The organism is Foliimonas ilicis, assembly GCF_039939195.1.
Taxonomy (GTDB): domain Bacteria; phylum Pseudomonadota; class Alphaproteobacteria; order Rhizobiales; family Rhizobiaceae; genus Foliimonas; species Foliimonas ilicis.
In genome coordinates, this window is the sequence record NZ_JBDUUH010000005.1 from 240,048 (window position 1) to 263,831 (window position 23,784).

Genomic DNA, 23,784 nt, shown 5'->3' on the forward strand with positions numbered 1-23,784 from the left:
GGTCAACGTGAATGGTCGCGTCCGCATCGGGAGCACATCTTGTTTGGCCAGGGATGGTTTGCCTTGAAAAAGCTGCCCTCGCTTCTGAATAGTGAAAATCCGCAGTCGGGGCATGCGAACAAGAATATCATAACGAGGCCATGGCTGATCCAGAACGTCAATCCGATCATACTGCCCGCTGATCCGAAGATGTTCTGGAGAACCTTTTGCCAGACCGGGAACGTGGACAGCACGCTGAGCGTCCACGCCACGAACAGCCATGATTTCGCGTAGAGTGACATTGATAACTCTCTTCTATTTCTTCCTGACGCCGGCCGTGTTCAACGCGCAACCCAGCGCTATAAGGCAGTCGATAACGATGAATGTGCGGTTGCGAGCATGGCATTTACGATGATGAGAGCAGTTTTCATGCCGAACGAAGCTCAATATTGGCGTGATCTGCGATGATTTGCAGGACGATCTCGAAATATGTTGGACCGATGCCGCTTTCCAATTCTGCGAGATGCTGTCTGATTCGTCCGACGTCGAAATTGGAAGGTTGTTCAAGTTTCTTGAGGTAATAGCTTCTCGTGGCATCAAGCCCAAGATCGTCTCGGCTCTTTTCGATAGCTTTCCAGGTCAGGATAACTGCTTCATCGCCTTTTAAAGCGCCGAAGCCGCCATAGAGCATGTCATCTAGCGCATCGAGACTCGGGCCTATCTTCCAGTCTTCCCCGGCCATGAATACGCGGTTGATTTCGTCATAGAACGAGGAGATGTCATGAACATTATTGCCGTCGATGATTAAGGTTTTGAACGTCACGTGCAGACCTTTGGATTAGATCGCAAGGCAATCAGGAGGTCTTTCGCCACTCTGCAATGGCTTCTTTCACCGAATTGTCTTCGCGGGTAGCTGGAACGGTCAGATTTCGGTGCTTGTATGGCGATTTGCTGCCTGTCACGGCCGGTGCACTATAATGGATGTCGTGCGCAAGGCGATCCAGATATGTCCTGCCGATCTTTCGGTATGCAGCAGCCTCATCCGCGTTGAGCGAGATGAGCACTGTGTAATCGAAAAAACTGTGACTGCAGAACGCGTCCAGATAGAGCTGACCGTCTTCTTCCAACAAGAACCAAGCGTGTTCCTGATGGTCGAGAATCTTCATTGACCCTTGATCCGAAGCATAATGGCGAGCGTGAGCAAGACCGCTCCAATACCGCCAAAAGCGACGCCCATCACCGTCATGATCCGTCTGACAGCTTCGGCCTGATCAAACGTTCTCCAGGCCCCGGAAGTAACCTGCATGAGCATGTAGGCAGCGCCGGCGACAATGAGCACTTCGATCCCTGCAAGCAGGATAAATATGCGGGTGGATTTCTTCAATTAACCCTCTGTCCCGTTCACGGGATACTAACGCCGGTTCGCAGATCGGGCGACGACTTTTTCAATGGTATCGGCGCAACGTCATTATTCGCCTGCGTTTGGCAAATGCAGCGGCGACTTTCTCTGAAGAGCGGCAAGCAGGTGCTGCTTCATTAAGTAGGAGGCCTCGATGATTTCGTTGCGTTCGAGTACATCCAGAATACGCAGGTGATCAGCGCATTGTGTGCTCAATCGTGCGCGATCGACATTCGAACGATACTCCAGAAGCCGGCGCATTCGGTTCACCCGCACCAGCGACATGTGAAGGAACGCGTTTCCGGACATGCGCATCAATTCTTCATGGAAGCGCGCGCCATTGTCGAGTAACTGCTCGCCGGAAAGGTTCTCTATATCGCATTCGAGCATCCTTTCTTGAATCTGTCGCTGTTCGCGAAGCGCGTCCAGATCTATCTTGAAAGTTGGTTCAAGAAAGCCGGCTGGCTCAATGATCACTCGAAGCCGGTAAATTTGTTCGAATGCTTCTGAAGATTTTGCCACCGGAAGCAGCCGCCATCCGTACCCCTGCTTCCGCTCGGCCCAACCCTCCCTGGCTGCACGTATCAAGATGTCGCTAACCTGACCCTTCGTTAGATCATAGCGCTCACGCAGCATTTGCTCGGTTATTTCGTCCGGGATTCTATCTGTGAGCCAATCTTCGGCAACAAGCTGGTAGGCGTTGCGGCCCTCGCGAGGCGAGGGTGCCGACGCTTGACGCATAGCCGAAGGGTCGTCAGTCCTGACGAAAAAACCGCGATGATGGAGTTGTTCGACCAGCCCTTCGGTCTGGAGAATGTCTAAAGCTTCACGAACAGGCGATCGCGACACGCCAAACTTGTCTGCCAGCCATTGCGTCGTCAGGCGCCCACCCGCTTCGATTTCCCCTGATCTTATTAAATCACCGATTCTGCGCGTGATGTCTGAAACCAGCGAACTTGCGTTCGATCTTAGCTCGTCACTCATCTGTTTCTCGTCTGATTTGAAGGCGTTCGGATGTGGCAACAGTGATTTTTGAGTTTAGAGCGCCCGTGGGCAAAAAGCCAATTATACGAAAAAGCACTAAAATCCAAAAAAATGCTTGATCCAAAATGACTAAAAGCCAATAATCAAAAATGTCCTTATTGCTTGCCGATATACGGGAGGTCGACAGAGGCATCGCTAAGGCGAGCATTTGAGCTAATATGATGACCATTATTCAGCCAATCCTGAGATTTAGGTCAGGCAGGATTTAAGCCAAATTCTGGAAACAAAAGTCAGAAAACCAAATTAACTGAGAGTCTTCGGGGAAATTTTTGTAAAGTTTTTTCGACGGCGCACGAATGTATGTTCATTCGCGTGAAGCGGTGGACTTTAGTGGGAGGAATAAAGTGAAATCGAATAAGCTTGCACTTCTAGGCGCTTTTTTCATCGGTATGTCCGCCGTCGCGCCATCCAGCGCGCAGGAAGTCCCTGCCGGTTATCCGGAGGGGTATGCAGATACCATTGCTGCTGCCAAGGCGGAGGGAAGCCTCGTAATTTACACCGCAACGGATGCTGCGCAATCTCAGCGCTTGGTCGATGCTTTCACCAAAAAATACGGCATTAAGGTCGAGTATAACGACCTTGGGAACAACGGTGCGTACAATCGTGCAATTTCGGAAGCTGCCGCAAAGCAGGTCGGCGCGGACATCGTCTGGAGCGGCGCTATGGATCTCCAGATGACGCTGGCCGCCGAGGGCTACGTTGAACCCTACAAGTCGGCAGAGCTGTCCAACATTCCCGAATGGGCAAACTACCAGGAAACACTCTACGGGACGACCGTCGAGCCGATCGGCATGATTTATAACAAAGGTGCTATTTCAGACGAAGATGTGCCTGCCACGCGCGCGGATCTCATCAAGTTTTTGACCGATAACAAGGACAAGCTGCGCGGCAAGGTGGCCACGCTGGATCCTGAGAAGAGCGGCGCGGGCTTCCTGCATCACACGAACGATGCGATCGAAACTTCCGACTTTTGGGATTTTGCGAAAGCACTGGGCGCTGTAGGCCTCAAGACTTACTCCGCATCAGGCTCGATGCGTGAAACGGTGGTCTCCGGCGAGAACGTCCTGTCTGTTAATATCATCGGCTCGTATGCGCTTGATTGGGTCAAGGAAAGCCCAAATCTTGGCGTTGCTTTCGGCAAGGATTATACACCCGCTTTCTCGCGTCTCGCTGCCATCATGAAGGATGCGCCGCATCCGGAAGCGGCCAAATTGTTCGTCGATTTCATGCTGTCCCAGGAAGGTCAGAATGCGTTGGCTGCTGGCGGATTGCCCTCGATACGTGATGACGTCACTGAGGGGCTGAATTTCGTCTCTCTCAACGAGCGCGTCGGTGGCAATTTGAAGCCGATCGGTATCGACAACGATCTGCTCGATTACATGAAGCCACAGAAGCGTGTCGAATTCTTCCGCGAATGGAATGCGGCGACCAAGCCGTAATAATCGCCTTCGCCTGCTCGCCGCGGCAGTGCCTGCCGCGGCTCCCTTTTCAAACAGATGAGTTGCCATTTATGTCTATTGCCGCAACAAACGGCTCCGGCAAGTTCGCAAAGCGAGAAGCTGCCGGAGGCGGACCGCCGCCGCCTATTCGATCGGTTATCGACGCTCGATGGTATCGCAACATCACGATCGGGCTGTTGGCGATCGCGGTTCTCGCGCCGGTCGGATTGATCGTATATCAGAGCTTTCTGGACGGTCCCTTTTTCAGCCCCCGGTCCAGCATTGGCCTTGACGCCTATCGCTATGTCCTGACCGATCCGACGTTCTATTCTGCGCTTGGTACGACAATTCTCTTTGCATTCGGAATGGTGGCTGTTGCTGTGCCGCTTGGTGGAATGCTTGCGTTCCTGCTGACCCGAACAGACATCAGGTTCAAGCGCACGCTCGAAATCCTTGTTCTCGTTCCGATGTTCATTTCGTCGATCGTGCTCGCCTTTGGGTACACGGTCGCCGTGGGTCCGTCTGGCTTCGTCACGATCTGGATGAGGGAAACTTTCGGCTTCGTTCCGTGGAATATCTACACTTTGACGGGCATCACGGTCATCGCCGGGCTAAGTCATGTCCCTCACGTCTATCTCTATGTCTCGGCGGCCATGCGCAATCTACCGTCTGATCTGGAGGAAGCGGCAAGGACGAGCGGTGCAAGTATCTGGCAGGTGTCTCGCGATGTGACGCTGCCGATGGTCATGCCGGCGTTGATTTTCGCGGCGGCACTCAATCTTCTGCTCGGTTTCGAGACTTTCGGCATCCCGCTGGTTCTGGGCGACCCGAACGGGATAATGGTTCTGACGACCTATATCTATAAGCTTACGACATTGTTTGGCGTCCCGACTTATCAGCTCATGGCTGTCGTCGCGATGCTGCTCATACTGATAACGCTTCCGCTGGTTTTCTTTCAGAGAAGATTGCTCAGAAACAGTCGTCGGTATGCGGCGCTGGGCGGCAAGGGCGCACGAGCGACACCTCTGAAGCTCGGACGAAACGGCCAGACGATTGCCTTGTCTTTGATCGGCCTTTGGCTGCTGATTTCTGTGGTGCTGCCCATAGGCGGGATAACCATCCGTGCATTTGTCAGTGCCTGGGGGCAGGGTATCAATCTGCTCGACTACGTGACGCTGGCAAACTTCAATCGGCTTTGGGAGGTTCCGAGCCTTTTCAGAGGCATCGTCAATACGGTTCTTATCAGCGTTATCGGCGGTGCGGTTGCAGTCTTCATATACCTATTGGTGGGACTTGCCGGTCATCGCAATCACGGTGCGAGCAATACGTTGCTCGACTATATCGTGCTGCTGCCAAGAGCCTTGCCGGGCTTGGTCATCGGCCTGGCATTCTTCTGGGTATTCCTTTTCGTGCCCTTCCTTACGCCGCTTCGTCCCACGCTCATTGCACTCTTTATAGCGTATCTCGTTGTCGGGCTTTCGTATGGCCTGCGCCTTCTTCAAGGTACGCTTATTCAAGTTGCACCTGAGCTTGAGGAAGCCGCACGCACGAGTGGTGCCACCATCGGGCAGACATGGAAGGACATCGTCATCCCGATAGTTCGTCCGGGTCTCGCAGGCGCATGGGCACTGATCATGATCATCTTCCTGAGGGAGTACGCGACAGGCGTATACCTGATGGGTGCGGGCACGGAGGTCATTGGCTCGCTTATGGTCACGCTCCTGCAAACAGGTGCGATGGACACGATCGCGGCACTTGCCTTCCTAAGCATTCTCATGACGGCCGCTGGCCTCACTCTTGCCCTACGATTGGGAGCAAAAATCCATGACTGAACTTATTGTCAAAGACGTCCAGAAATGGCTGGGCGGCCTGCAAATCCTCAAAGGTGCCTCGTTTACTGCCGAACGCGGCTCGATCGTTGCACTGCTGGGAGCCTCCGGTTCCGGTAAAACCACGCTGCTTCGATGCATAGCCGGTTTGGAACAACCTGAAATCGGCCATATCAAGATCGGGGATAAGATTGCGCTCGACAGTGAGAAGCGCGTGCTTCTGCCACCGGAGAAACGCAATATTGGCCTGGTTTTCCAGTCATATGCACTATGGCCGCATCGGACTGTTAAGGAAAATGTAGGCTACGGACTTAAGCTGCGCGGCGTATCCAAAGCCGACATAGACAAGCGAATTCAGCACATCCTCGAACGTATGGGGTTGGGGCATCTGGGAGATCGTTATCCAAGCCAACTTTCCGGCGGGCAACAGCAACGCGTCGCCATCTGCCGGGCGTTGGTTTACGAACCACGGGTCCTGCTTCTCGATGAACCTTTGTCGAACCTCGATGCGAAACTTCGCGAGGAAGCGCGCTACTGGATACGCAAGCTGATCCTCGATCTCGAAATCTGCGCAATCTTGGTGACGCACGATCAGACTGAAGCGCTGGCCGCTGCAGACCATATCCTGCTCTTGCAGAACGGCCGCATCGTTCAGGAAGGCGCTCCGCATGAGATCTATACAAACCCGACGAGCTTCTATGCGGCAGATTTTCTGGGTGCCAACAACATCGCCCGCGGAAAAGTCATTTCTCTTGACGGCGACAGAGCGACGATCGGTGGAGAAGGGTGGACGCTTAAGGGGGTGGTACGTGAAAAAGAAAGCCTTTCTGCGGCTTCCGATGCCCAGGCGGTCATACGTGTTGAGCAGATCAGCATATCCGAGACGGCCGGGCCTAACAGCATAGAAATGCAATTGGACGACAGCCTCTATCTTGGCGATCGATGGGAGTATCGTATTCGACGTGGAAATTTCTCGGTAAAGGCGAATGGCTCCTGCCGCTTGGAACCCGGTGTCGTTTACGCCGATATACCGCAGGAAAGCGTGTGGGTTTTTCCTGTCGCGAACTAGCGGGCCTTTGCCGCTTGAAGTCGTCCGCAAATCTTTGTCTGCAAAATCAATTCACCGGTGAGCCAAAGGGCTCGCCGGCGTGGAGCTCGCATGTCTACCACTAGCTTTTCATTATCTGACGAGGCGTATGAGATCGTCGATTTGAAACGGGTTTTCGGCGATGATTTGATCAAGCTGCCACACGTCCTGCGTATTCTGGCTGAGAACCTCCTCCGCAATGGCAGCGACAATTCAGAGACTGTACGGCGAGTCTTTCTGAAATGGCTTGAGACAGGGACGAGCGAATCCGAGATCGAATTTCACCCAGGTCGTGTCTTGATGCACGACACGACATGCACGCCAGCTCTGGTCGATATTGCGGGTATGCGAGACGCGATAGCCGAAGCGGGAGGAGATCCCGATATCCTTCGCCCAAGAATCCCTGTCGATGTTTCGGTTGATCATTCGGTCGCCGTAGATCGCTACGGCAGTTCGGAAGCTTTTGCCTCGAATATGGCAATCGAGATGAAGCGCAACGCTGAGCGCTATCGTCTTATGAAATGGGCAAGCTCAACAATGCCGGGCTTCCGGGTGAACCCGCCCGGCACAGGCATCATGCACACGATCAATCTCGAGCAACTGGCGACGGTAATCACCACTGAACGCCGCGGTTCGAAAACGTTCGCCGTTCCAGACACGCTGATCGGCACCGATAGCCACACACCGATGATAAACTCTATCGGTGTGTTGGGATGGGGTGTCGGCGGGCTGGAAGCTGAAGGAGTAATGTTCGGATTACCGGTGACCTTGCGCTTGCCTGAAGTGGTGGGCGTGCATTTGACCGGGGCGCTCAGCGATGGGGTGCTTTCTACCGATGTCGCGCTGGTCGTGACAAAATTGCTGAGAGACCACGGTGTCACGGGCGAGTTCGTTGAGTTTTTCGGACCGGGGGTGGTCTCGCTTACGGCAGGCGACCGTGGCGTCGTGTCAAACATGGCACCTGAATACGGGGCCACGACGGGCTTCTTTCCCATCGACCGTCAGTCCGTGAATTACCTGATCGATACGGGCCGCGACGCCAAACATGTGCAGTTTGTGGAGGCGGCAGCAAAACAACTTCATCTTTGGTTCGATCCGCAAGAGCGTCCGACGTTTACGCGTGTCGTTAAGCTGGATCTTTCTAAAATCGAGCCAAGTTTGGCAGGGCCGAGAAGGCCGCAGGATCAGATCGAAGTTTCGAAAGCGCAAAGTGCCCTTGAGAATGCAATCGGACGTAAGCTTAAAAGTCCGGCCGATGGTGAGGAGATCCCCGACGGCGCTGTCGCGATTGCCGCGATAACGAGTTGCACCAATACGTCTGATCCCAGATTGCTAATCGCTGCCGGACTGGTTGCAAGAAAGGCGCGGGCTTTCGGTCTTCAGCCACCCTCCTGGGTTAAAACGTCGCTTGCGCCCGGTTCTCCTGCAGCAAGACGGTATCTTGAACGCGCTGACCTGCTCGATGATCTCAAGGCTGTCGGCTTCGACATTGTAGGTTTTGGCTGCACGACCTGTATCGGCAACTCCGGGCCTCTCCCGAAGTCTATCGAAAATGCCATCTCGCAAGGAAAAGCGAACGTTGCGGTACTTTCAGGCAACAGGAATTTTCCTGGCCGGGTTCATCCGTTTCTGGATTTGGGGTTTTTGGCATCTCCACCGATGGTCGTCGCCTTTGCTCTTTGTGGTGATATGCAACGCGATATAAGGCGAGATGCGATCGCAGTTTCTGCCGATGGCCATGAGGTGTTGTTGTCTGACCTATGGCCCACAGGCGAAGAGATCGATGCCTGCCTAAGGTTATCGGCGGATGCCGCGGATTTTTCCGGCGCGTTCGACGAAGCGTGGAACAACAAGTCCTGGCAAAATCTGGATGAGCCGAAGACCAAGCTTTTCCCTTGGGACGAAAATTCGACATATATCCGTCGCCCGCCATTCACGTTCAGCGGTGGCGAAACCCGATTGGGCAAATACGAGGCGGCACCGCTTCTCGTGCTCGGTGATGACATTACAACAGACCATATTTCTCCGGCCGGTCAGATTCCGAAAAAAAGTGAAGCTGGACAGTACCTTATCAACGAAGGCGAGAACCCGATCGACTTGAACGTGTTTGCGGCAAGACGGGGAAATTTCGAGACGATGGTGCGTGGCCTGTTCGAAAACCGCTCCGTCAAAAACCTCTTGGAGAAAGGACTGGCACCAGCCACGACAATCCACACGCCAAGCAATCAGATTATGACATTGCGGGAAGCTTCGCAGAAGTATCGTGAGGACGGTCAGCGTTTCATCATAATTGCCGGGGAGCGATATGGGATGGGGTCGTCTCGTGATTGGGCGGCCAAAGGTGTTGCGTTACTCGGTGTGTCGGCCGTGCTAGCAGCAAGTTTTGAGAGAATTCATCGCACAAATCTGATCGCTATGGGTGTTCTTCCGTTAATTCTGCCAAGCAATTTCGCGAAAGACATCCTTCCGATAGCGCCCGGCGATCGGCTGGAAATCAATGCCGATCCCGAACTCATAGAGCCGCGTGGGTCAGTAAAGATGCAGTTGAAACGTGCGACGGGTGAAGTGCGGGAATTCGATGTTATTGCTGCTGTGGAAACCGTGATGGAAATCGACCAACTCGTCGCAGGCGGTGTAATTCCATTGATATTGTCACAGGCGAAAGCTCGGCATGGTGGTGGGAGGCATAACGAAAATAATACCTTTAATTGTGTTCAGCACCCGAAGTCGACCTAACGTGAAGTCCCCGGTCTCAATTTCCCAACCTTCGGCCTGACTAACCTGCAATTGCCAGGCGGCGTCGCAGTCTGACGGTGCGGACATCGCCTTTGGCGGCCGACATCTTCTCGAATACATTGAGATAATTGTCTTTGGTCCGAAGGATATGTGCCCGCAATGTTGCCGACAGGCGGCCCCGTTCGCCGCTGGCAAGAAGAGCAATCATTGCCTTGTGATCCAGATAGGAGCGATCTGGCTCGCCTTCCGCCGTTATGGCGAGATGGGTGCGCAGTGCCGCGACCCTGCCGAGGACGAGATTATACGCGTTCTGCAAATAACGGTTGCCGCAGCCGCGCAAGAAAACGAGATGGAATTCCGTGTCTGCCCGGCCATAGGCGCGCATGTCGTCATTGTCGACTGCCTCGGTCATAGCGCCAAGCATTTCCTGGAGTTTGGCGGCCTGTGATGGAAGCTCGTGATCGGGAGTCAACATGACGGCTTGCTGCTCGAGGCCGGTGCGATAATCGCAGAGCTCGGCAATATCTTCCAGTGTCGGCGTGAAGACGTAGGTGCCGGATTTAGGCACGATACTAACGAGGCCTTCCATTTGCAGGAGGTTCAAGGCTTCGCGAACCGGAGTACGGCTGACTTCGAAAGCATTGGCCAGAATGTCCTCGGAAAGATTTTCGCCGAACTCGAATTCCGCATCGACGATAGCCGCGCGAATCTTGTCCGCAATCGTAATTGCGAGTCCCTTCTGAGGCTTTTTGGCCGGTTTCCGCATTCTTGATGGGGCCCTTCTTTCGGAGCAGGTATCGGCGGCGACCCTGGAGCAGCCGCCGATACCTTCGACTAATCCCTTCTGGCTTTCAAGCTGATGCAGACGAAGAAGCCGATAATCGGGAAGATTGCCAGCGTCAGCAGCGCCAGTGAGAAGCTGTCAGTGGCGGTCTTGACCCAGCCGACGATATAAGGACCGGTGAAGCCGCCAATCTGGGCAAAGCCGTTGATGGCCGCAAGTCCGCCGGCTGCAGCGGCGCCCGAAAGGAACTGCGTCGGCAGCGTCCAGAACACGCCGAGATAAGACCACAGGAAGAAGGCGCAGGCACAAAGCAGCAGCATGGCGACATAGGTATTCGGAACCAGCGCGCTGGCAGCAAGAAACAGGCCACCGAAAAGCCCGGCGATCGCCGTGTGATACTTGCGTTCGCCGGTGCGGTCCGAGTTTCGCGAGATGAGGACGAGGCCGAGTGCCGCAAAGACGAACGGTATTGCAGAGACGAAGCCCGTCTGAAGCGTCGTCAGATTGCCAATGCTTTTGACGATCTGCGGTAGCCACATGATGACGCCGTAAACCGCGATGCCGTTGAACATGTAGACGATCGTCAGCAGCCAGACGCGATGGTCGCGGAAAATCTCTCGCAGGCTGTGGCGCGTGTCGGGCTGAGTGTTCTTCTCATCTTCGGCAAGCTGCTGGAGAAGCCAGGCGCGCTCGTCAGGCGCCAGCCACTTGGTGTCCGTCTTCGGAGAATCGACCAGATAGAAGAAGGTCATGATTCCAAGCAGGACGGCGGGAAAGCCCTCAAGCAGGAACATAGCCTGCCAGCCATGCAGACCGGCAAGGCCTTCACCCGCATCGATCAGCCAGCCGGAAAGCGGAGCGCCTATGACGATCGAAATGACCGTAGCGGTCATAAACAGCGCGGTCGCCCTGCCGCGTTCCTTGGCCGGGAACCAGTAGGTCAGGTACAGAAGGATTCCGGGGGCAAAGCCGGCTTCAGCAACGCCCAGAAGGAAGCGCAGGATGTAGAAGGATATCGGACCCTGCACGAATGCCATGGCGCAGGACACGATGCCCCAGGTTACCATGATGCGGGCGATCCATATCCGCGGACCGACCTTGTGCAGGATCATATTGCTGGGAATTTCGAACACCAGGTAGCCGATGAAGAAGATGCCTGCGCCAAGGCCGAACATGTAGGGCGTAAGCCCGATGTCTTCGTTCATGTGAAGCGCGGCGAAGCCGATGTTTACGCGGTCGAGGTAGTTGATGATGAAGCAGACGAATGCGAACAGCACGATCCGCATATTGAGCTTTTTGATAGTGCGATCGCGCAGGCTTGCATCGACCACGGCAGTTTGAGCGCTGACGGCATCCGCCATGGCATCCTCCCAGATATGTGACCTGCGACTGCAGGCCTCCCGATCGGCGATATAAACCTACAAACTAGAATGCGCAAGTGGAGTACTTAATCTAGTACCCTAGTTGACATTCCGCCTTGTGCAGCGTTTCTTTGACGAAACCGCAAAGGTGCGAACCGGCTATCAGGAGGAAGCATGCAGCATTTCCAGCCAGGGAAAATCCAATCGACCTTCTTCAACGATCGCGTGGTTCTGGTGACCGGTGGCGCCTCTGGTATAGGCCGAGCCGTCTCAGACAAGCTTGTCGCGCTCGGCGCCCGGGTCGTGATCTGGGATATCAACGCTGAACGGATTTCTGAATGCGAGGAACGTTATGGAGACCGGGCGCTCGGCGCGAAAGTCGATGTTTCAAGCAAGGCGGCGGTCGATGAAGCTGCGGCGGCTGTCGCATCGAAATGGGGCGGCATCGATCATCTCTTGAACAATGCCGGCATTATCGGCAATCGCATGACGGCGGCGGAATTCAACGAGAGCGAGCTTGATCGCGTCCTGTCCGTCAATCTAAAAAGCGTCTTCAACGTCTCCAGTGCCTTCATCCGCACGCCGCGAGCGGAATCAGATCGGTCCATCGTCAATCTCTCGTCGATTGCGGCGCGCACGGGCGGCATGGTCGGCAACATCGCCTATGCCACGACGAAGGGCGCGATCGCGTCCTTCACATACGCGCTCACCAAGGAATTGGCACCGCATATACGCGTCAACGCGTTGGCGCCGGGCGTGATCAACACGGAAATCCAGAAGGACGTGTTTGCCGATCCGGCCAGTATCGAGGCGATGGCCAATCTCATCCCGCTGAAGCGGCTCGGCACGGCCGACGAAGTCGCGGATGCGGCTGTCTGGCTGATGTCGCCGGAGGCCGCCTATATTACCGGCGTGGTTCTCGATGTTTCGGGCGGACGCTGAGAGTAAAATCATGACAGAGACACGTATGACACAGGCAGGCAAGCTCAAGGCACTTATTGCGTCTGGCTCCATACTTCAGGCACCGGGAGCTCCAGATACACTCACCGCTCGGCTGATCGAACGCGCGGGCTTTCCGGCCATTTACATGACCGGCTTCGGCGCCACCGCATCGCGGCTGGGGCTTCCGGATATCGGTCTGCTCACCCAAACTGAAATGACCACCCACGCCCGCGATATGGTGCGAGGGGTCAATATTCCGGTCATCGCCGATGCTGATACCGGCTATGGCGGTCCTGCCAGTATAAAGCGCACTGTGGAGGAATATATCCAGGCGGGCGTTGCGGCGATCCATCTTGAAGACCAGCAGATGCCCAAGCGTTGCGGACAACGCAGCGGCGTGCGTGTCATCTCGGCGGAAGAGAATGTTCGCCGTCTGCGCTCGGCGATTGAAGCGCGAGGCACGGACGACATGCTGATCATCGCGCGCACAGACGCGCTGCCGGTCGAAGGTGTGGAGGAAGCCATCCGTCGCGCCAAAATGTACCAGGATGCCGGCGTCGATCTCGTCTTCGTCGATGGAATCAAGAAGATCGCTGATATCGAAGCAGTGGCAAAACATGTCAGCGGCCCCAAGGTCGTCAGCATCGTCGATGGCAACGAGACGACGGCGCTAACCGCAGCCGATCTCGAAGGCTTGGGCTTCAACGTCATCTTCTACGCGCTTTCGACGCTGTTTTCGGCGGTAAAGGCGATCGAGGATACGCTGACCGTCCTGAAGAACGACGGAACACCGAAAGCGCGAGCTGGCGACATGATTAGCTACCCGCATTTCAGCGAGATCACCGGACTTGCGGCCTACGATGAATGGGACGATCAGTTCGGCTGGCCGGCCAAAGGGTAAGCCACGCCGACGTTCCAAGATGCGGGCTTCGATGCATGAGAGGCTATGCGAGGTAACGTTCAAACCAGGCGATGGTACGCTCCCAGGCAAGCTTGGCTGCCGCCTCATCGTAGCGCGGCGTAGAGTCATTGTGAAAGCCGTGATTGACGCCCGGATAGATGTGCGCCTCGTATGTCTTGCCACCTGCCTTTAGCGCTTCCTCATAGGCTGGCCAGCCTTCGTTGATCCTCGTATCTTTCTCGGCATAGTGGATCAACAATGGCGCATTGATCCGCGGTACATCTTCCGATCGCGGCTGCCGCCCGTAGAATGGCACCGCGGCTGCAAGTTCAGGGTAGGCGACTGCTGCAGCATTGGAGACACCTCCACCGTAGCAAAAACCCGTTATGCCGATTTTGCTTGTCGTAAGATCGCTTTTCGTCATGAACTCGATGGCAGCAAAGAAGTCGTTCATCAGTTTCTCTGGATCAACAGACTGCTGTAGTTCCCGGCCCTTTTCATCATTGCCCGGATAGCCGCCAACGGAAGTGAGACCGTCAGGTGCGAGAGCTACAAAACCCGCTTTGGCAACGCGTCGTGCCACGTCCTCGATATAGGGATTGAGGCCACGATTTTCGTGCACCACAACGACTCCGGGAACCGGTCCGCTTGCCGCCGCCGGGCGCACGAGATAGGCGCGGACATCACCATGTCCATTCTCTGAAGAGTAGGTAATGTATTCCGGCAAAATGTCGGGATCGGTGAACTCTACCTGCTGAGCCATCGCATAATTTGGGCTGAGTGAACTGAGGATGGTAGCTGCCGTCATGCCGCCGACGGCGAACTTGGCTACTCGATCCATAAACTCTCGTTTGGTGATCTTCCCATGAGCGTAGAAGTCATAAAGTTCCAGCAGTTCCTGCGGAAAGTCCTTTGCTGTGAGCCGGGTCATACTGCCTCCTGCCGTTTTTGCTATGCGCACTATCGGCATCATAGGCCAGGATGTTTCTCTCGGAGTTCACATTTCCGACAGTGATTTTTGGCTTCAACTGCAATATTTGGCCGCTTCGGCGCTATTTCGGTGCCACGAAGATGCGACACAGGGAGCGTCCGCCGCCTGTTCGGACGGCGAACGTGCTTTTATTAGATTGGCTTCTCAGCGCGTTTTGCTTGCGGCATCGATGGCGTCTGACATGATCTCCAGACCGCGATCGATCTCGGCGTCCGACACCGTTAGCGGTGGCGCTATGCGGAACACGCCGCCCATGCCGGGTAGCTTGACGATGTTCATGCTGAGGCCGCGCCGCATCGCTTCCTCCATGACGCGCGCACCGAGCTCGAAGCCGGGCGCCTTGTCTGGCGATCGGTGACGATCTCGAGTCCGAGCAGGAGGCCTCGTCCGCGCACGTCGCCGACGCATTCGAAACGCTGCTGCAGCGAAAGCATTCCGTCCTTCAGCCTCTTGCCAAGCTTGATGGCCTGCTCGACCAGCCCGTCACGCTCCACCACGTCGAGAACGCTGACACCGATTGCCGCCGGCAGAGGGTCAGAAACATGGGTGGTGTAGAAAAGGAAGCCGCGCTCGAAAGCTTTCTGCTCGATCTCGGCCGACGTCATTACGGCGGCGAGCGGCAGGCCGGCTCCCAGTGTTTTCGACAAGGTCAGGATGTCGGGCGTCACGTTGTCCCTCTGGAAGGCGAACATGTGTCCGGTCCGCCCGACACCGGTCTGCGCCTCGTCGAGGATAAGGAGCATTCCGCGCTCCTCGCATTTGCGCTTCAGTGCGGCAAGATAGCCAAGCGGCAGTTCCAGTATGCCTCCGCTCGACAGGATGGGTTCGGCAACGAAGGCCGCAAGGTTGCCTGTCGTCTGCCGGTCGATCAGCTCGAATGCGTCATCGAGTTCAGCCTGCCAGTCGTTGGAGCCATCGGGCTTTGTAAAGCGTGGGCGATAGGCGTTTGGCGCAGGAATGACGAAGGATCCCGCTGCCGCCGGGCCGTATCCACGCCGGCCGGCACTGTAGGTGGCGGAAGCCGCCGCACCGGTCATGCCGTGCCAGCTCTGCGCGAAGGCAACGACCTCGTGGCCGCCTGTAACGAGCTTTGCCATACGGATGGCAGCCTCGTTGGATTCGCCACCGGTCGTGAGCAACTGCACGCGGTCTAGACCGGGCGCATGTCCGGCAAGCCGCTGGGCAAGCTCGACAACGGGGCGAGAAAGCATTCCGCTGAAGAGATGGGCGACCGATGCCATCTGCCGTTGGACAGTTGCCACAATGTCGGGGTGCGTGTGGCCAAGCACGGCGCTCATCTGGCCGGAGGTGAAGTCGAGAATCGCCCGTCCATCCGCATCGTAGACATGGCTGCCTTCGGCTTTCTCGACGATGATCGTTTCGAAACTCGGGCCGTAGCGTGTGAGATGCTTATGGGCGGACGCCCAGAATTCCGGATCGTCGTTCAGCGACATTGGATTACCTCTTGGATGGCCGTCTCCAACGCGTAGCTGCTCTTGCTACGTCAGGCAAATTGATATTGTTCTATTCGGATATCAATCGGATTGATCCCGTGCAGCCTCTCGACCTCGCCGTCCTTCGTAATTTTGCGGTTGTCGCGCATATGCGCTCGATCAGCCTGGCTGCTGTGCAAATAGGGCGCACGCAATCTGCACTGAGCATGCAGATGCGCCGTCTGGAAGACCAGATTGGACAGGCGCTCCTGCATCGCAGTGGCTCGGGCGTGCGTTTGACGACGGCGGGCGAGAAGCTTCTGGCGCACGCCGGGCAACTCCTTTCCCGGCACGACGAGATAATGGCCGAGATGAGCGGCACCGCGCTTAGAGGTTCGGTGAGCCTCGGCTGCCCGGAAGACTATTCCATGAGTTTCCTTCCTGCGTTGTTGAAGGGGTTCTGCGCGCTCAATCCCGATGTCGAGCTGCGCATGGTCTGCGCGCCCACAACCGAGCTTCGACCGCTGCTTCACCAGCGGCGGCTCGATATAGCTCTGGTGTCTCTGTCCGATCCGGCAAACCCCGACGCCATTACGAAGGAAAGCTTCGTCTGGGTTGCTGACACCGCGCGGCCGGAGGTACTCGGCCACGCCACTCTACCACTGGCGCTGTCTGCGCCGATGACGCTCGACTATCGTGCCGCGTGCGACGCCATGGAGGCTGCCGGTCGCCGTTACAGGGTTGCCTTCGCCAGCAACAGCCTCGCCGGTCTGATCGCGATCGCGCGCTCGGGCCATGCAATCAGCGTGTTGACGCGGACTGCCGTCCCGCCGGATCTGCACATCGTCACGAACGGCCTTCCACAACTGCCGACAATCGGTATCGGAATAGAGTTCGCTGAGCCACGACCGTCTTTGGCGGCCCAGACCTTGGGCGACCATATCCGTGCCGTTCTACCTATGTTGCAATAACGGCTTCGAAGAAAACACCAGGCAGTTGATCACACAGGTTGTCTTATCGACGCGGTGGCGGCAAGGTCGAAATGCCCTATGCATCTTCACTACGTAAGGCGTTCCGTCGTCACCATGGCATTCATGACTTCGCGCAGACTGATGGTGCCGACGGGAATGTTCGTGTCGTCCACGACGGTCAGCTTGTCGACGTCATTTTCTCTAAAAGTATAAGCGGCGGTCTCAAGAGTTGCTTCTGCCGCAATGGAAACGTTCGATCCGGTGTCGCCGTTTTTGAGCAGCGTCATCGCTGATGCTACGCGAACAACACGGCCGCGGTTTACCTCCTTCACGAAGGAGGCGATGTAATCGTCTGCTGGCCGCAGAACGATATCCTGGCTGGTTCCTTGCTGAACGATCTCGCCGTCTCTCAAAATGGCGATGCCGTCACCTAGCCGCAGTGCCTCATCCAAGTCGTGAGTGATGAAAACGATCGTCTTGCGGATTTCCTTTTGGAGGTCGAGCAGTACCGATTGCATGTCGGCGCGTATCAATGGATCGAGCGCCGAGAACGCCTCGTCCATCAACAGGATTGGGGCATCGTTTGCGAGCGCCCGCGCTAGCCCTACTCGTTGCTGCATGCCTCCTGACAATTGATTTGGGTAGCGGTCCTCAAAGCCTGTTAGGCCGACACGCTCGATCCATCTCATAGCGGCATCGACTTGGCGTGCGCGCGGCATGCCCTGCACCTCAAGACCGTAGACGGTGTTTTCCAGAACGTTTCGATGAGGCAAGAGCCCAAATTTCTGGAAGACCATTGCGGTCTTGTGGCGCCGGAAATCACGCAGGTCGCGTGGATTGAATGTAACTACATCCGTTCCCTCTACCAGGATTTGGCCGACGGTGGGGTCGATCAGCCGATTGATATGCCGGATCAACGTTGATTTTCCCGAACCCGACAGACCCATGATCACCTGTATAGATCCGGCGGGCATATCAATGTTGATGTCTTTGAGGCCAAGCACATGTCCATGCCTTTCGAGCAACTCCGTCTTACTCATTCCGCGCTGGACTTTTTCGACGTGGTCGACCCCGGACCGGCCAAAGATCTTGAACAGGTTGCGTATCTGGATGCCCGTGCTGTTTCCGCTGGAGCTATCCATGTGCCACCTCCATGTGCTGCTGCAGACGGCGTCCATAAGCCTGGCTAACGCGGTCGAAGATGATGGCGATGCCGACGATGGCGAGACCGTTAAACATGCCGAGCGTGAAATATTGGTTGGAAATGGCTTTCAGCACCGGTTGTCCAAGGCCTTGCACGCCGATCATCGCCGCGATCACCACCATGGCGAGCGCCATCATGATAGTCTGGTTGATGCCCGCCATGATTGTCGGTAGCGCCAGAGGCAATTGCACTTTGAAGAGACGTTGCCAGCCCGATGAGCCATAAGCGTCGGCAGCCTCCAGTACGTCTTTATCAACCAGTCGGATACCCAGATTGGTCAACCTGATCATAGGCGGGATCGCGTAGATGACGACGGCGATAAGCCCCGGTACGCGACCAATACCAAGCAGCATGACCACGGGGATCAGGTAAACGAAGCTTGGCATGGTCTGCATCACATCCAGCACAGGATTTACCGTGTTCTGGAGCCTGTCGGAGCGCGACATGGCAATGCCCAGCGGAAGGCCGATAGCAATGGCAAGAACCGTGCAAACGAAGATCATCGAGATGGTCTTCATCGTGTCGTCCCACATGTCGAAGAAACCGATCAACAAAAGCATCACGACACATCCAAGCGCCAGTTTTATGCTTCGGCTGGCAAGCCATGCCAGTACTGCGATTACGAGAATGACGATCGGCCACGGCGTGCGCGTCATCAGGCGCTCGCAGTAAATCAGGAAAAACTGCAGTGGCTGAAAGAAGGTTTCGATCCCGCCGCCGTAGGCGCGGGTAAAGGCGCGGAAACCTTCATCGATGGACTTTTTCAGTGCGGTCAGTGACGCATCGTCGAGATGCGGGAACGTAGTCAGCCATTCCATCGCTTACACCCCTCTTATTTTTATGGTGTTGGCTTCGGACTTCATTTGTCCGTTATGATATTGGGGCGGGCGGCATGATCTGCCGCCCGCCCGGTATGCTTAGAGGCTCGCTTTGATCTTCTCAGCGGCGTCAGCAGAAACCCATTTGCTCCACAAATCCTCGTTCTCCTGCAGGAAATGCTTGGCGGCTGCTTCGCCCGTAGCCTGATTGTCGGTCATCCAGGCCATCAGCTTGTTGACCGTATCGTTGCTCCAGGAGCGCTTGTTCAGGTAATCCATGACCTCTGGTCCGGCGCGATCCGCGAAGGATTTGGCGACAAGCGTGAATACTGGGTCCGTGGCCCACGCATTTTTCTTTGGATCAGAGCAATCTGCCACTGTGATGCAGCGCTTCCATTCGGCTGCATCGACAGGAACACCGGGATCGAGCCGGAACATTTCATATTTTCCGAGCAGTGCGGTGGGTGCCCAGTAATAACCCAGCCAGCCTTGCTTTCGCTCATATGCCTTGGCGATCGAGCCATCGAGACCTGCTGCAGAACCGGTGTCAACCAGCGTGAAATTGGCTTTTTCGACTTCGAACGCCTTATAAAGCTGCGACGTCACAACCGTTCCGCCCCAGCCCTGCGGCCCGTTGTAGAGCGCACCTTTGCTTGGGTCTTCCGGATCGGGGAAGAGTTCTGGATGCTTCAGGGCATCTTCGATGGTCTTGATGTCGGGGTTGGCGTCAGCGATGTATTTCGGAATCCACCAGCCTTGAACGCCACCATCGGGAAGTGACTGGGCGGCCTTGATGATCGTGCCTTCCTTGAGGCCGCGTTCTACGACCTCTGGCTGCAGGTCGATCCAAGCCTCAGGCGCAATATCGGGCTGACCTTTTTCCGACATTGACGTCAGTGTCGGAACCGTATCGCCAACTGTAATTTCGGCGCTGCATCCGTAACCCGTGTTGAGGATGTATTTGTCCAGACTGGAGAGCACTTCTGCGCTCTGCCAGTTCATGCTGGCGATGGAAACCTCACCGCACTCTGCGGCTGAGGCGGCGGATGCGAGACTGAGGCTGGCGAAAGCCAGACAAGATGCGAGTAAGATGCGTTTCATTCTTTATGCTCCCATTTTTTTAGCGTCAGTAACTCTGTAAAGCCGACGGCGACGCATCCGCGGCTTCCGTTCCTTCAGGAATATCCTGCAGGCTTATTTGTCTTGGACGCCATGTCAGCGGCGGCTGATGCTGCGGCTTGCAGTCCCGCGTGGACCGCGCCGGGAAGACCGGCACGGATCATTTCACGCAAGGCTGCCGCCGTCGTACCCTGATACTCCATGAAGGTTTCGACGATTTTGCCCGGCATAAATTCATCGGTATTAATCAGGCCGCTTGTCCCGCAGATTACGCCGCGAACAGCTTTTTTTGCGACGTGCGACGGTATTCCATTTTCTTCGGCATGTGACAGCATCGCGCTAGCCAAAAGCGCGGGAAACGCCGGGCCTGATCCGCTCAGCCCGGTCAAGTAGTCGATCTGCAGCTCTGTCGTGACTTCGTCTTCTTCTCCGCAACTGGACATCAGCGCGCCAACGAAGCCACGATCAGAAGCAGTAACGCCGTCTGCTGCGACCCAAGGCGTGTATGAGCGGCCGATTTCGGCAGCGGCATTGGGCATGGCGCGGACAATGCGGTTTGTCTTCAATCGCTGCTCAAGCGTCGCCATGGAGACGCCAGCCATGACTGAAATGACCAGACGATTTTCAAGATTAAGCGAGAGATTTGCAAACTGGTGCGGTCGCACCGACAAAATGACGACATCCGCGCGGCGGACCAATTCTTCGTTGTCGGCGGTCCAGATAATTTTCGGCCAGTCTGGAAACCGGGATACTCTAGGTGATCGAGAGGAAATGATGAGAGATGATGAGTTGAGAACTCCCGCCGACAATCCCCGCGTCGCAATGGCACTTCCCAACCAGCCGGCGCCGCCGACAATGCCGACGACCCCTGCCGCGCTCATTGAGCGAGTTCCTCGGTCGCCTGTGCGGGGTCAAGTATAAAGTTGTGGCGAGATGCAAATCTTTCCATTTCGCGTCTTTGCGGAGCATGACCGGTGTAGATTTCCACGTATGACGGTATGCGCCTCATACGCACTGCAAGGCTCTCTTTCGTGTTCGTTGAAATGTATCCGATCTGGACGAGATAGATCGTACGGGCGCGTACCTCGGCTGCCAGTTGCGGAAAGCCGAACCGAATGAACATTGCGGTTAGAGCGGCAATTCTCGCTTCGTCAGCCTCTTCAACTTCTGCAGCCACTTCCGGCGACTGAAGAGCCCAACTGCGCACCGCAAACTCGAATTGTGAATCGAAAAGCGAAGTGTCGAGCCAGCAGTCGAATACGTTGAGCATCGCCTCCGCTATCGTCTCGGCATATGCTTCGCAGCGTTGCTGGATTCCAAGAGTGTTGCGGCCCTTCCAGCTCTCCCTGAGAGTGCTTAGAAGCGCTTCGCGATCAGCAAAGAACCAGTAGAAGCTCGTTCGCGACAGATTAAGCTTTTTAGCAATGGGGAGGATTCGTACGGCATCGACGCCTGCATCAATCAAGGCGTCGTAGGCGCTTGTCAGCCAGACTTCTTTTGAACCTCGCCATACTGTCTCGTTCAAATCTGCCTCCAGGCAATTTCCACTTCGACACCTGGAGGATGCACGCTGTCAACACATGTGTCAACTAAGTTGACGATAGTATACGGTATCTTGACATAGGTGTACATTTTGGGATTTGATCGGCCTGATCCCTTTTCAAGGCAGGTAAAAATGTCCGGCGATCCACTGCTGCAGCCCTACAAACTCAAGCATCTCACGCTGAAGAACAGAATAATGGTGACGTCGCACGAGCCGGCGTATCCTGAAGACGGAATGCCTAAGGAGCGCTACCGCGCCTACCATGTCGAGCGTGCAAAGGGCGGCGTGGCGCTGACCATGACCGCGGGGTCCGCCGCAGTATCGCTCGACAGTCCGCCCGTGTTCAACAACATCCTGGCGTATAAGGATGAGGTCGTACCTTGGCTCAAGGACCTTGTGGACGCCTGCCATGAACATGGCACGGCGGTCATGATCCAGCTAACGCATCTGGGTCGCCGGACACGTTGGGACAAGGGCGACTGGTTGCCCGTCGTGGCTCCGTCACACGAACGGGAGGCGGCCCACAGGGCGTTTCCAAAAAAGATGGAAGACTGGGATATCGCGCGCGTCATCAAGGACTTCGCCGATGCCGCGGAACGTATGAAAGCCGCTGGCATGGACGGCCTTGAGCTCGAGGCCTATGGCCACCTCATCGACCAGTTCAACTCCCCGCTGACGAACACGCTGGATGGGCCATATGGCGGCACGCTTGATAACCGCATGCGGTTCATGTTCGAGGTGCTGCAGGCAATTCGCGACAGGGTAGGGCAGGAATTCATTGTCGGCATTCGTTACACTGCCGATGAGAAACTTGCTGGCGGCAACGCAAAGGACGAAGGCTTCGAGATATCCAAACGTCTCAAAAGCAGCGGGCTCATCGATTTCCTGAACGTGATCCGCGGGCACATCGACACAGATGCGGGTCTTACGGACGTCATCCCGATTCAGGGTATGGCCAATTCTCCGCATCTCGATTTTGCCGGAGAAATCCGCGCGGCCACTCAGTTCCCGACATTCCATGCCGCCAAAATCCCGGATGTTGCTACTGCACGCCACGCCATTGCGACGGGCAAAGTAGACATGGTCGGCATGACCCGTGCTCACATGACGGACCCGCACATCGTCCGGAAGATCATCGAAAAGCGCGAAGACGAAATCCGCCCTTGCGTCGGTGCGAACTACTGTCTGGACCGGATTTATCAGGGAGGCGCGGCATACTGCATCCACAACGCCGCGACAGGGCGCGAGCTTACAATGCCGCACACCATTCCCAAGGTTGCAAACAAGCGAAAGGTTTTGATTGTCGGTGCGGGACCAGCAGGGCTTGAAGCGGCGCGTGTCGCGGGCGAACGTGGCCACGACGTCGTCGTGCTGGAAGCAGCCGGACAGGCAGGTGGCCAGATCAGGCTGACCGCTCAAAGCTCCAGACGCCATGAAATGATCAGCATCATCGATTGGCGGCTGGCTCAGTGCGAGAAGCTTGGCGTTCAAATCCGCTACAATGTATGGGCGGATGCAGACGCGATCCTCGCCGAACAGCCTGACGTGGTCATAATCGCGACAGGCGGGCTGCCGCACACGGACGTACTTTCGAGCGGAAACGAGCTGGTCGTGTCGTCATGGGACATTATCGCGGGCGACGTGAAGCCCGGATTGAACGTCCTTGTCTATGACGATGCCGGCGACCACTCCGGCCTTCAGGCGGCCGAGGTCATCGCGGCGTCAGGGGCCAAGGTCGAGATCATGACTCCCGACCGCGCGTTTGCACCGGAGGTGATGGCCATGAATCTGGTGCCATATATGCGATCGTTGCAAAAGCTCGACACGGTTTTCACCGTGACCTTCCGGCTGGAAGAGGTTCGCAAGGAAGGCAACCAGTTATTGGCAATTATAGGCAGCGATTATGGCGGGGTTCGCAAGGAGCGGAAGTTTGACCAGATCGTCGTCAACCACGGCACCATTCCCCTTGACGAGCTGTACTTCGACCTAAAGCCGATGTCGCGGAACCTTGGCGCGGTATCTCACGAAGATCTCGTTGCAGGACGACCGCAGTCGCGCGTCGACAATGCCGATGGCGTTTTCCAGCTCTTCCGCATAGGCGATGCCGTGGCAGCGAGAAATACGCATGCGGCCATCTACGATGGGCTGAGGATCGCAAAAGACATCTAACAATTGAGATAGGCCGAATTTCAAAGTTTGAATGT

General features: G+C 56.0%; 21 protein-coding genes and 1 pseudogene. 9 read left to right on the plus strand and 13 right to left on the minus strand.

Translation table 11 applies throughout. The features are described 5' to 3' along the window. Positions 1-63: 63 nt before the first annotated feature. Positions 64-273 carry a hypothetical protein gene (locus ABFT80_RS13435; protein WP_347972432.1) on the plus strand — a complete coding sequence of 70 codons (210 nt, stop codon included), beginning with the start codon at positions 64-66 and terminating at the stop codon, positions 271-273. A gap of 133 nt (positions 274-406) precedes the next feature. Here the strand turns inward: ABFT80_RS13435 and ABFT80_RS13440 are convergent, their stop codons facing one another. The 4 genes from ABFT80_RS13440 to ABFT80_RS13455 all read right to left on the minus strand — a co-directional run bounded on the left by ABFT80_RS13440 (position 407) and on the right by ABFT80_RS13455 (position 2,362). Then, positions 407-802, minus strand: coding sequence for a barstar family protein (locus ABFT80_RS13440; RefSeq protein WP_347972433.1), 396 nt, complete (start codon positions 800-802; stop codon positions 407-409). Positions 803-833: 31 nt separating this feature from the next. Next, on the minus strand, positions 834-1,145 hold the full coding sequence (locus ABFT80_RS13445; RefSeq protein ID WP_347972434.1) for a hypothetical protein: 312 nt from the start codon (positions 1,143-1,145) through the stop codon (positions 834-836). Continuing rightward, positions 1,142-1,363: a hypothetical protein gene (locus ABFT80_RS13450; RefSeq protein ID WP_347972435.1), complete on the minus strand. Its 222-nt coding sequence runs from the start codon at positions 1,361-1,363 to the stop codon at positions 1,142-1,144. The genes ABFT80_RS13445 and ABFT80_RS13450 overlap by 4 nt, the downstream gene beginning before the upstream one ends. An 84-nt stretch (positions 1,364-1,447) precedes the next feature. After that, positions 1,448-2,362, minus strand: coding sequence for a GntR family transcriptional regulator (locus ABFT80_RS13455; RefSeq protein ID WP_347972436.1), 915 nt, complete (start codon positions 2,360-2,362; stop codon positions 1,448-1,450). Positions 2,363-2,766: 404 nt separating this feature from the next. Here ABFT80_RS13455 and ABFT80_RS13460 point away from each other — a divergent pair, with 404 nt between their 5' ends. The 4 genes from ABFT80_RS13460 (at position 2,767) to acnA (ending at position 9,513) form a co-directional block, all read left to right on the plus strand. Then, complete coding sequence (locus tag ABFT80_RS13460; RefSeq protein ID WP_347972437.1) at positions 2,767-3,861, plus strand: ABC transporter substrate-binding protein; 1,095 nt, start codon at positions 2,767-2,769, stop codon at positions 3,859-3,861. Positions 3,862-3,932: 71 nt separating this feature from the next. Further along, complete coding sequence (locus ABFT80_RS13465; RefSeq protein WP_347972438.1) at positions 3,933-5,693, plus strand: ABC transporter permease; 1,761 nt, start codon at positions 3,933-3,935, stop codon at positions 5,691-5,693. Then, a complete protein-coding gene (locus tag ABFT80_RS13470; protein WP_347972439.1) occupies positions 5,686-6,759 on the plus strand; it encodes an ABC transporter ATP-binding protein in 1,074 nt (357 codons plus the stop codon). Before ABFT80_RS13465 ends, ABFT80_RS13470 begins: the two co-directional genes overlap by 8 nt. Before the next feature lie 90 nt (positions 6,760-6,849). After that, positions 6,850-9,513: an aconitate hydratase AcnA gene (gene acnA, locus ABFT80_RS13475; RefSeq protein ID WP_347972440.1), complete on the plus strand. Its 2,664-nt coding sequence runs from the start codon at positions 6,850-6,852 to the stop codon at positions 9,511-9,513. Positions 9,514-9,553: 40 nt separating this feature from the next. On the opposite strand, the gene ABFT80_RS13480 is transcribed toward acnA, so the two are convergent. Beyond that, complete coding sequence (locus ABFT80_RS13480) at positions 9,554-10,279, minus strand: GntR family transcriptional regulator (RefSeq protein ID WP_347972441.1); 726 nt, start codon at positions 10,277-10,279, stop codon at positions 9,554-9,556. A gap of 68 nt (positions 10,280-10,347) precedes the next feature. Further along, a complete protein-coding gene (locus ABFT80_RS13485; RefSeq protein WP_347972442.1) occupies positions 10,348-11,658 on the minus strand; it encodes an MFS transporter in 1,311 nt (436 codons plus the stop codon). 174 nt (positions 11,659-11,832) lie between these two features. Between ABFT80_RS13485 and ABFT80_RS13490 the strand changes: the two genes are divergently transcribed. Then, positions 11,833-12,600 (plus strand): SDR family NAD(P)-dependent oxidoreductase, encoded by a 768-nt coding sequence (locus tag ABFT80_RS13490; RefSeq protein WP_347972443.1) that lies wholly within the window; start codon positions 11,833-11,835, stop codon positions 12,598-12,600. Positions 12,601-12,610: 10 nt separating this feature from the next. Then, positions 12,611-13,501: an isocitrate lyase/PEP mutase family protein gene (locus tag ABFT80_RS13495; RefSeq protein WP_347972444.1), complete on the plus strand. Its 891-nt coding sequence runs from the start codon at positions 12,611-12,613 to the stop codon at positions 13,499-13,501. 43 nt (positions 13,502-13,544) lie between these two features. Here ABFT80_RS13495 and yghX read toward each other — a convergent pair whose 3' ends face one another. Together yghX and ABFT80_RS13505 are read right to left on the minus strand one after the other, a co-directional pair. Continuing rightward, complete coding sequence (gene yghX, locus ABFT80_RS13500; protein WP_347972445.1) at positions 13,545-14,432, minus strand: YghX family hydrolase; 888 nt, start codon at positions 14,430-14,432, stop codon at positions 13,545-13,547. Between the two features lie 204 nt (positions 14,433-14,636). Then, a pseudogene (locus ABFT80_RS13505) lies at positions 14,637-15,946 on the minus strand (aspartate aminotransferase family protein). 59 nt (positions 15,947-16,005) lie between these two features. Here ABFT80_RS13505 and ABFT80_RS13510 point away from each other — a divergent pair. Then, the gene (locus tag ABFT80_RS13510) at positions 16,006-16,896 is read left to right on the plus strand and encodes a LysR substrate-binding domain-containing protein (protein ID WP_347972556.1); all 891 of its coding nucleotides are present in this window, start codon (positions 16,006-16,008) and stop codon (positions 16,894-16,896) included. An 89-nt stretch (positions 16,897-16,985) separates the two neighbouring features. Here ABFT80_RS13510 and ABFT80_RS13515 read toward each other — a convergent pair whose 3' ends face one another. The 5 genes from ABFT80_RS13515 to ABFT80_RS13535 form a co-directional block, all read right to left on the minus strand. Beyond that, complete coding sequence (locus ABFT80_RS13515) at positions 16,986-18,038, minus strand: quaternary amine ABC transporter ATP-binding protein (RefSeq protein ID WP_347972446.1); 1,053 nt, start codon at positions 18,036-18,038, stop codon at positions 16,986-16,988. Next, a complete protein-coding gene (locus ABFT80_RS13520) occupies positions 18,031-18,918 on the minus strand; it encodes an ABC transporter permease (protein ID WP_347972447.1) in 888 nt (295 codons plus the stop codon). Before ABFT80_RS13520 ends, ABFT80_RS13515 begins: the two co-directional genes overlap by 8 nt. A 99-nt stretch (positions 18,919-19,017) precedes the next feature. After that, a complete protein-coding gene (locus ABFT80_RS13525; RefSeq protein WP_347972448.1) occupies positions 19,018-20,019 on the minus strand; it encodes an ABC transporter substrate-binding protein in 1,002 nt (333 codons plus the stop codon). A 74-nt stretch (positions 20,020-20,093) separates the two neighbouring features. Further along, positions 20,094-20,918: a pyrroline-5-carboxylate reductase family protein gene (locus tag ABFT80_RS13530; RefSeq protein WP_347972449.1), complete on the minus strand. Its 825-nt coding sequence runs from the start codon at positions 20,916-20,918 to the stop codon at positions 20,094-20,096. Further along, a complete protein-coding gene (locus ABFT80_RS13535) occupies positions 20,915-21,574 on the minus strand; it encodes a TetR/AcrR family transcriptional regulator (protein WP_347972557.1) in 660 nt (219 codons plus the stop codon). Before ABFT80_RS13535 ends, ABFT80_RS13530 begins: the two co-directional genes overlap by 4 nt. A 138-nt stretch (positions 21,575-21,712) precedes the next feature. On the opposite strand from ABFT80_RS13535, the gene ABFT80_RS13540 reads away from it, so the two are divergent. Beyond that, on the plus strand, positions 21,713-23,749 hold the full coding sequence (locus tag ABFT80_RS13540; protein WP_347972450.1) for an NADH:flavin oxidoreductase: 2,037 nt from the start codon (positions 21,713-21,715) through the stop codon (positions 23,747-23,749). The last annotated feature ends 35 nt before the right edge of the window (positions 23,750-23,784 follow it).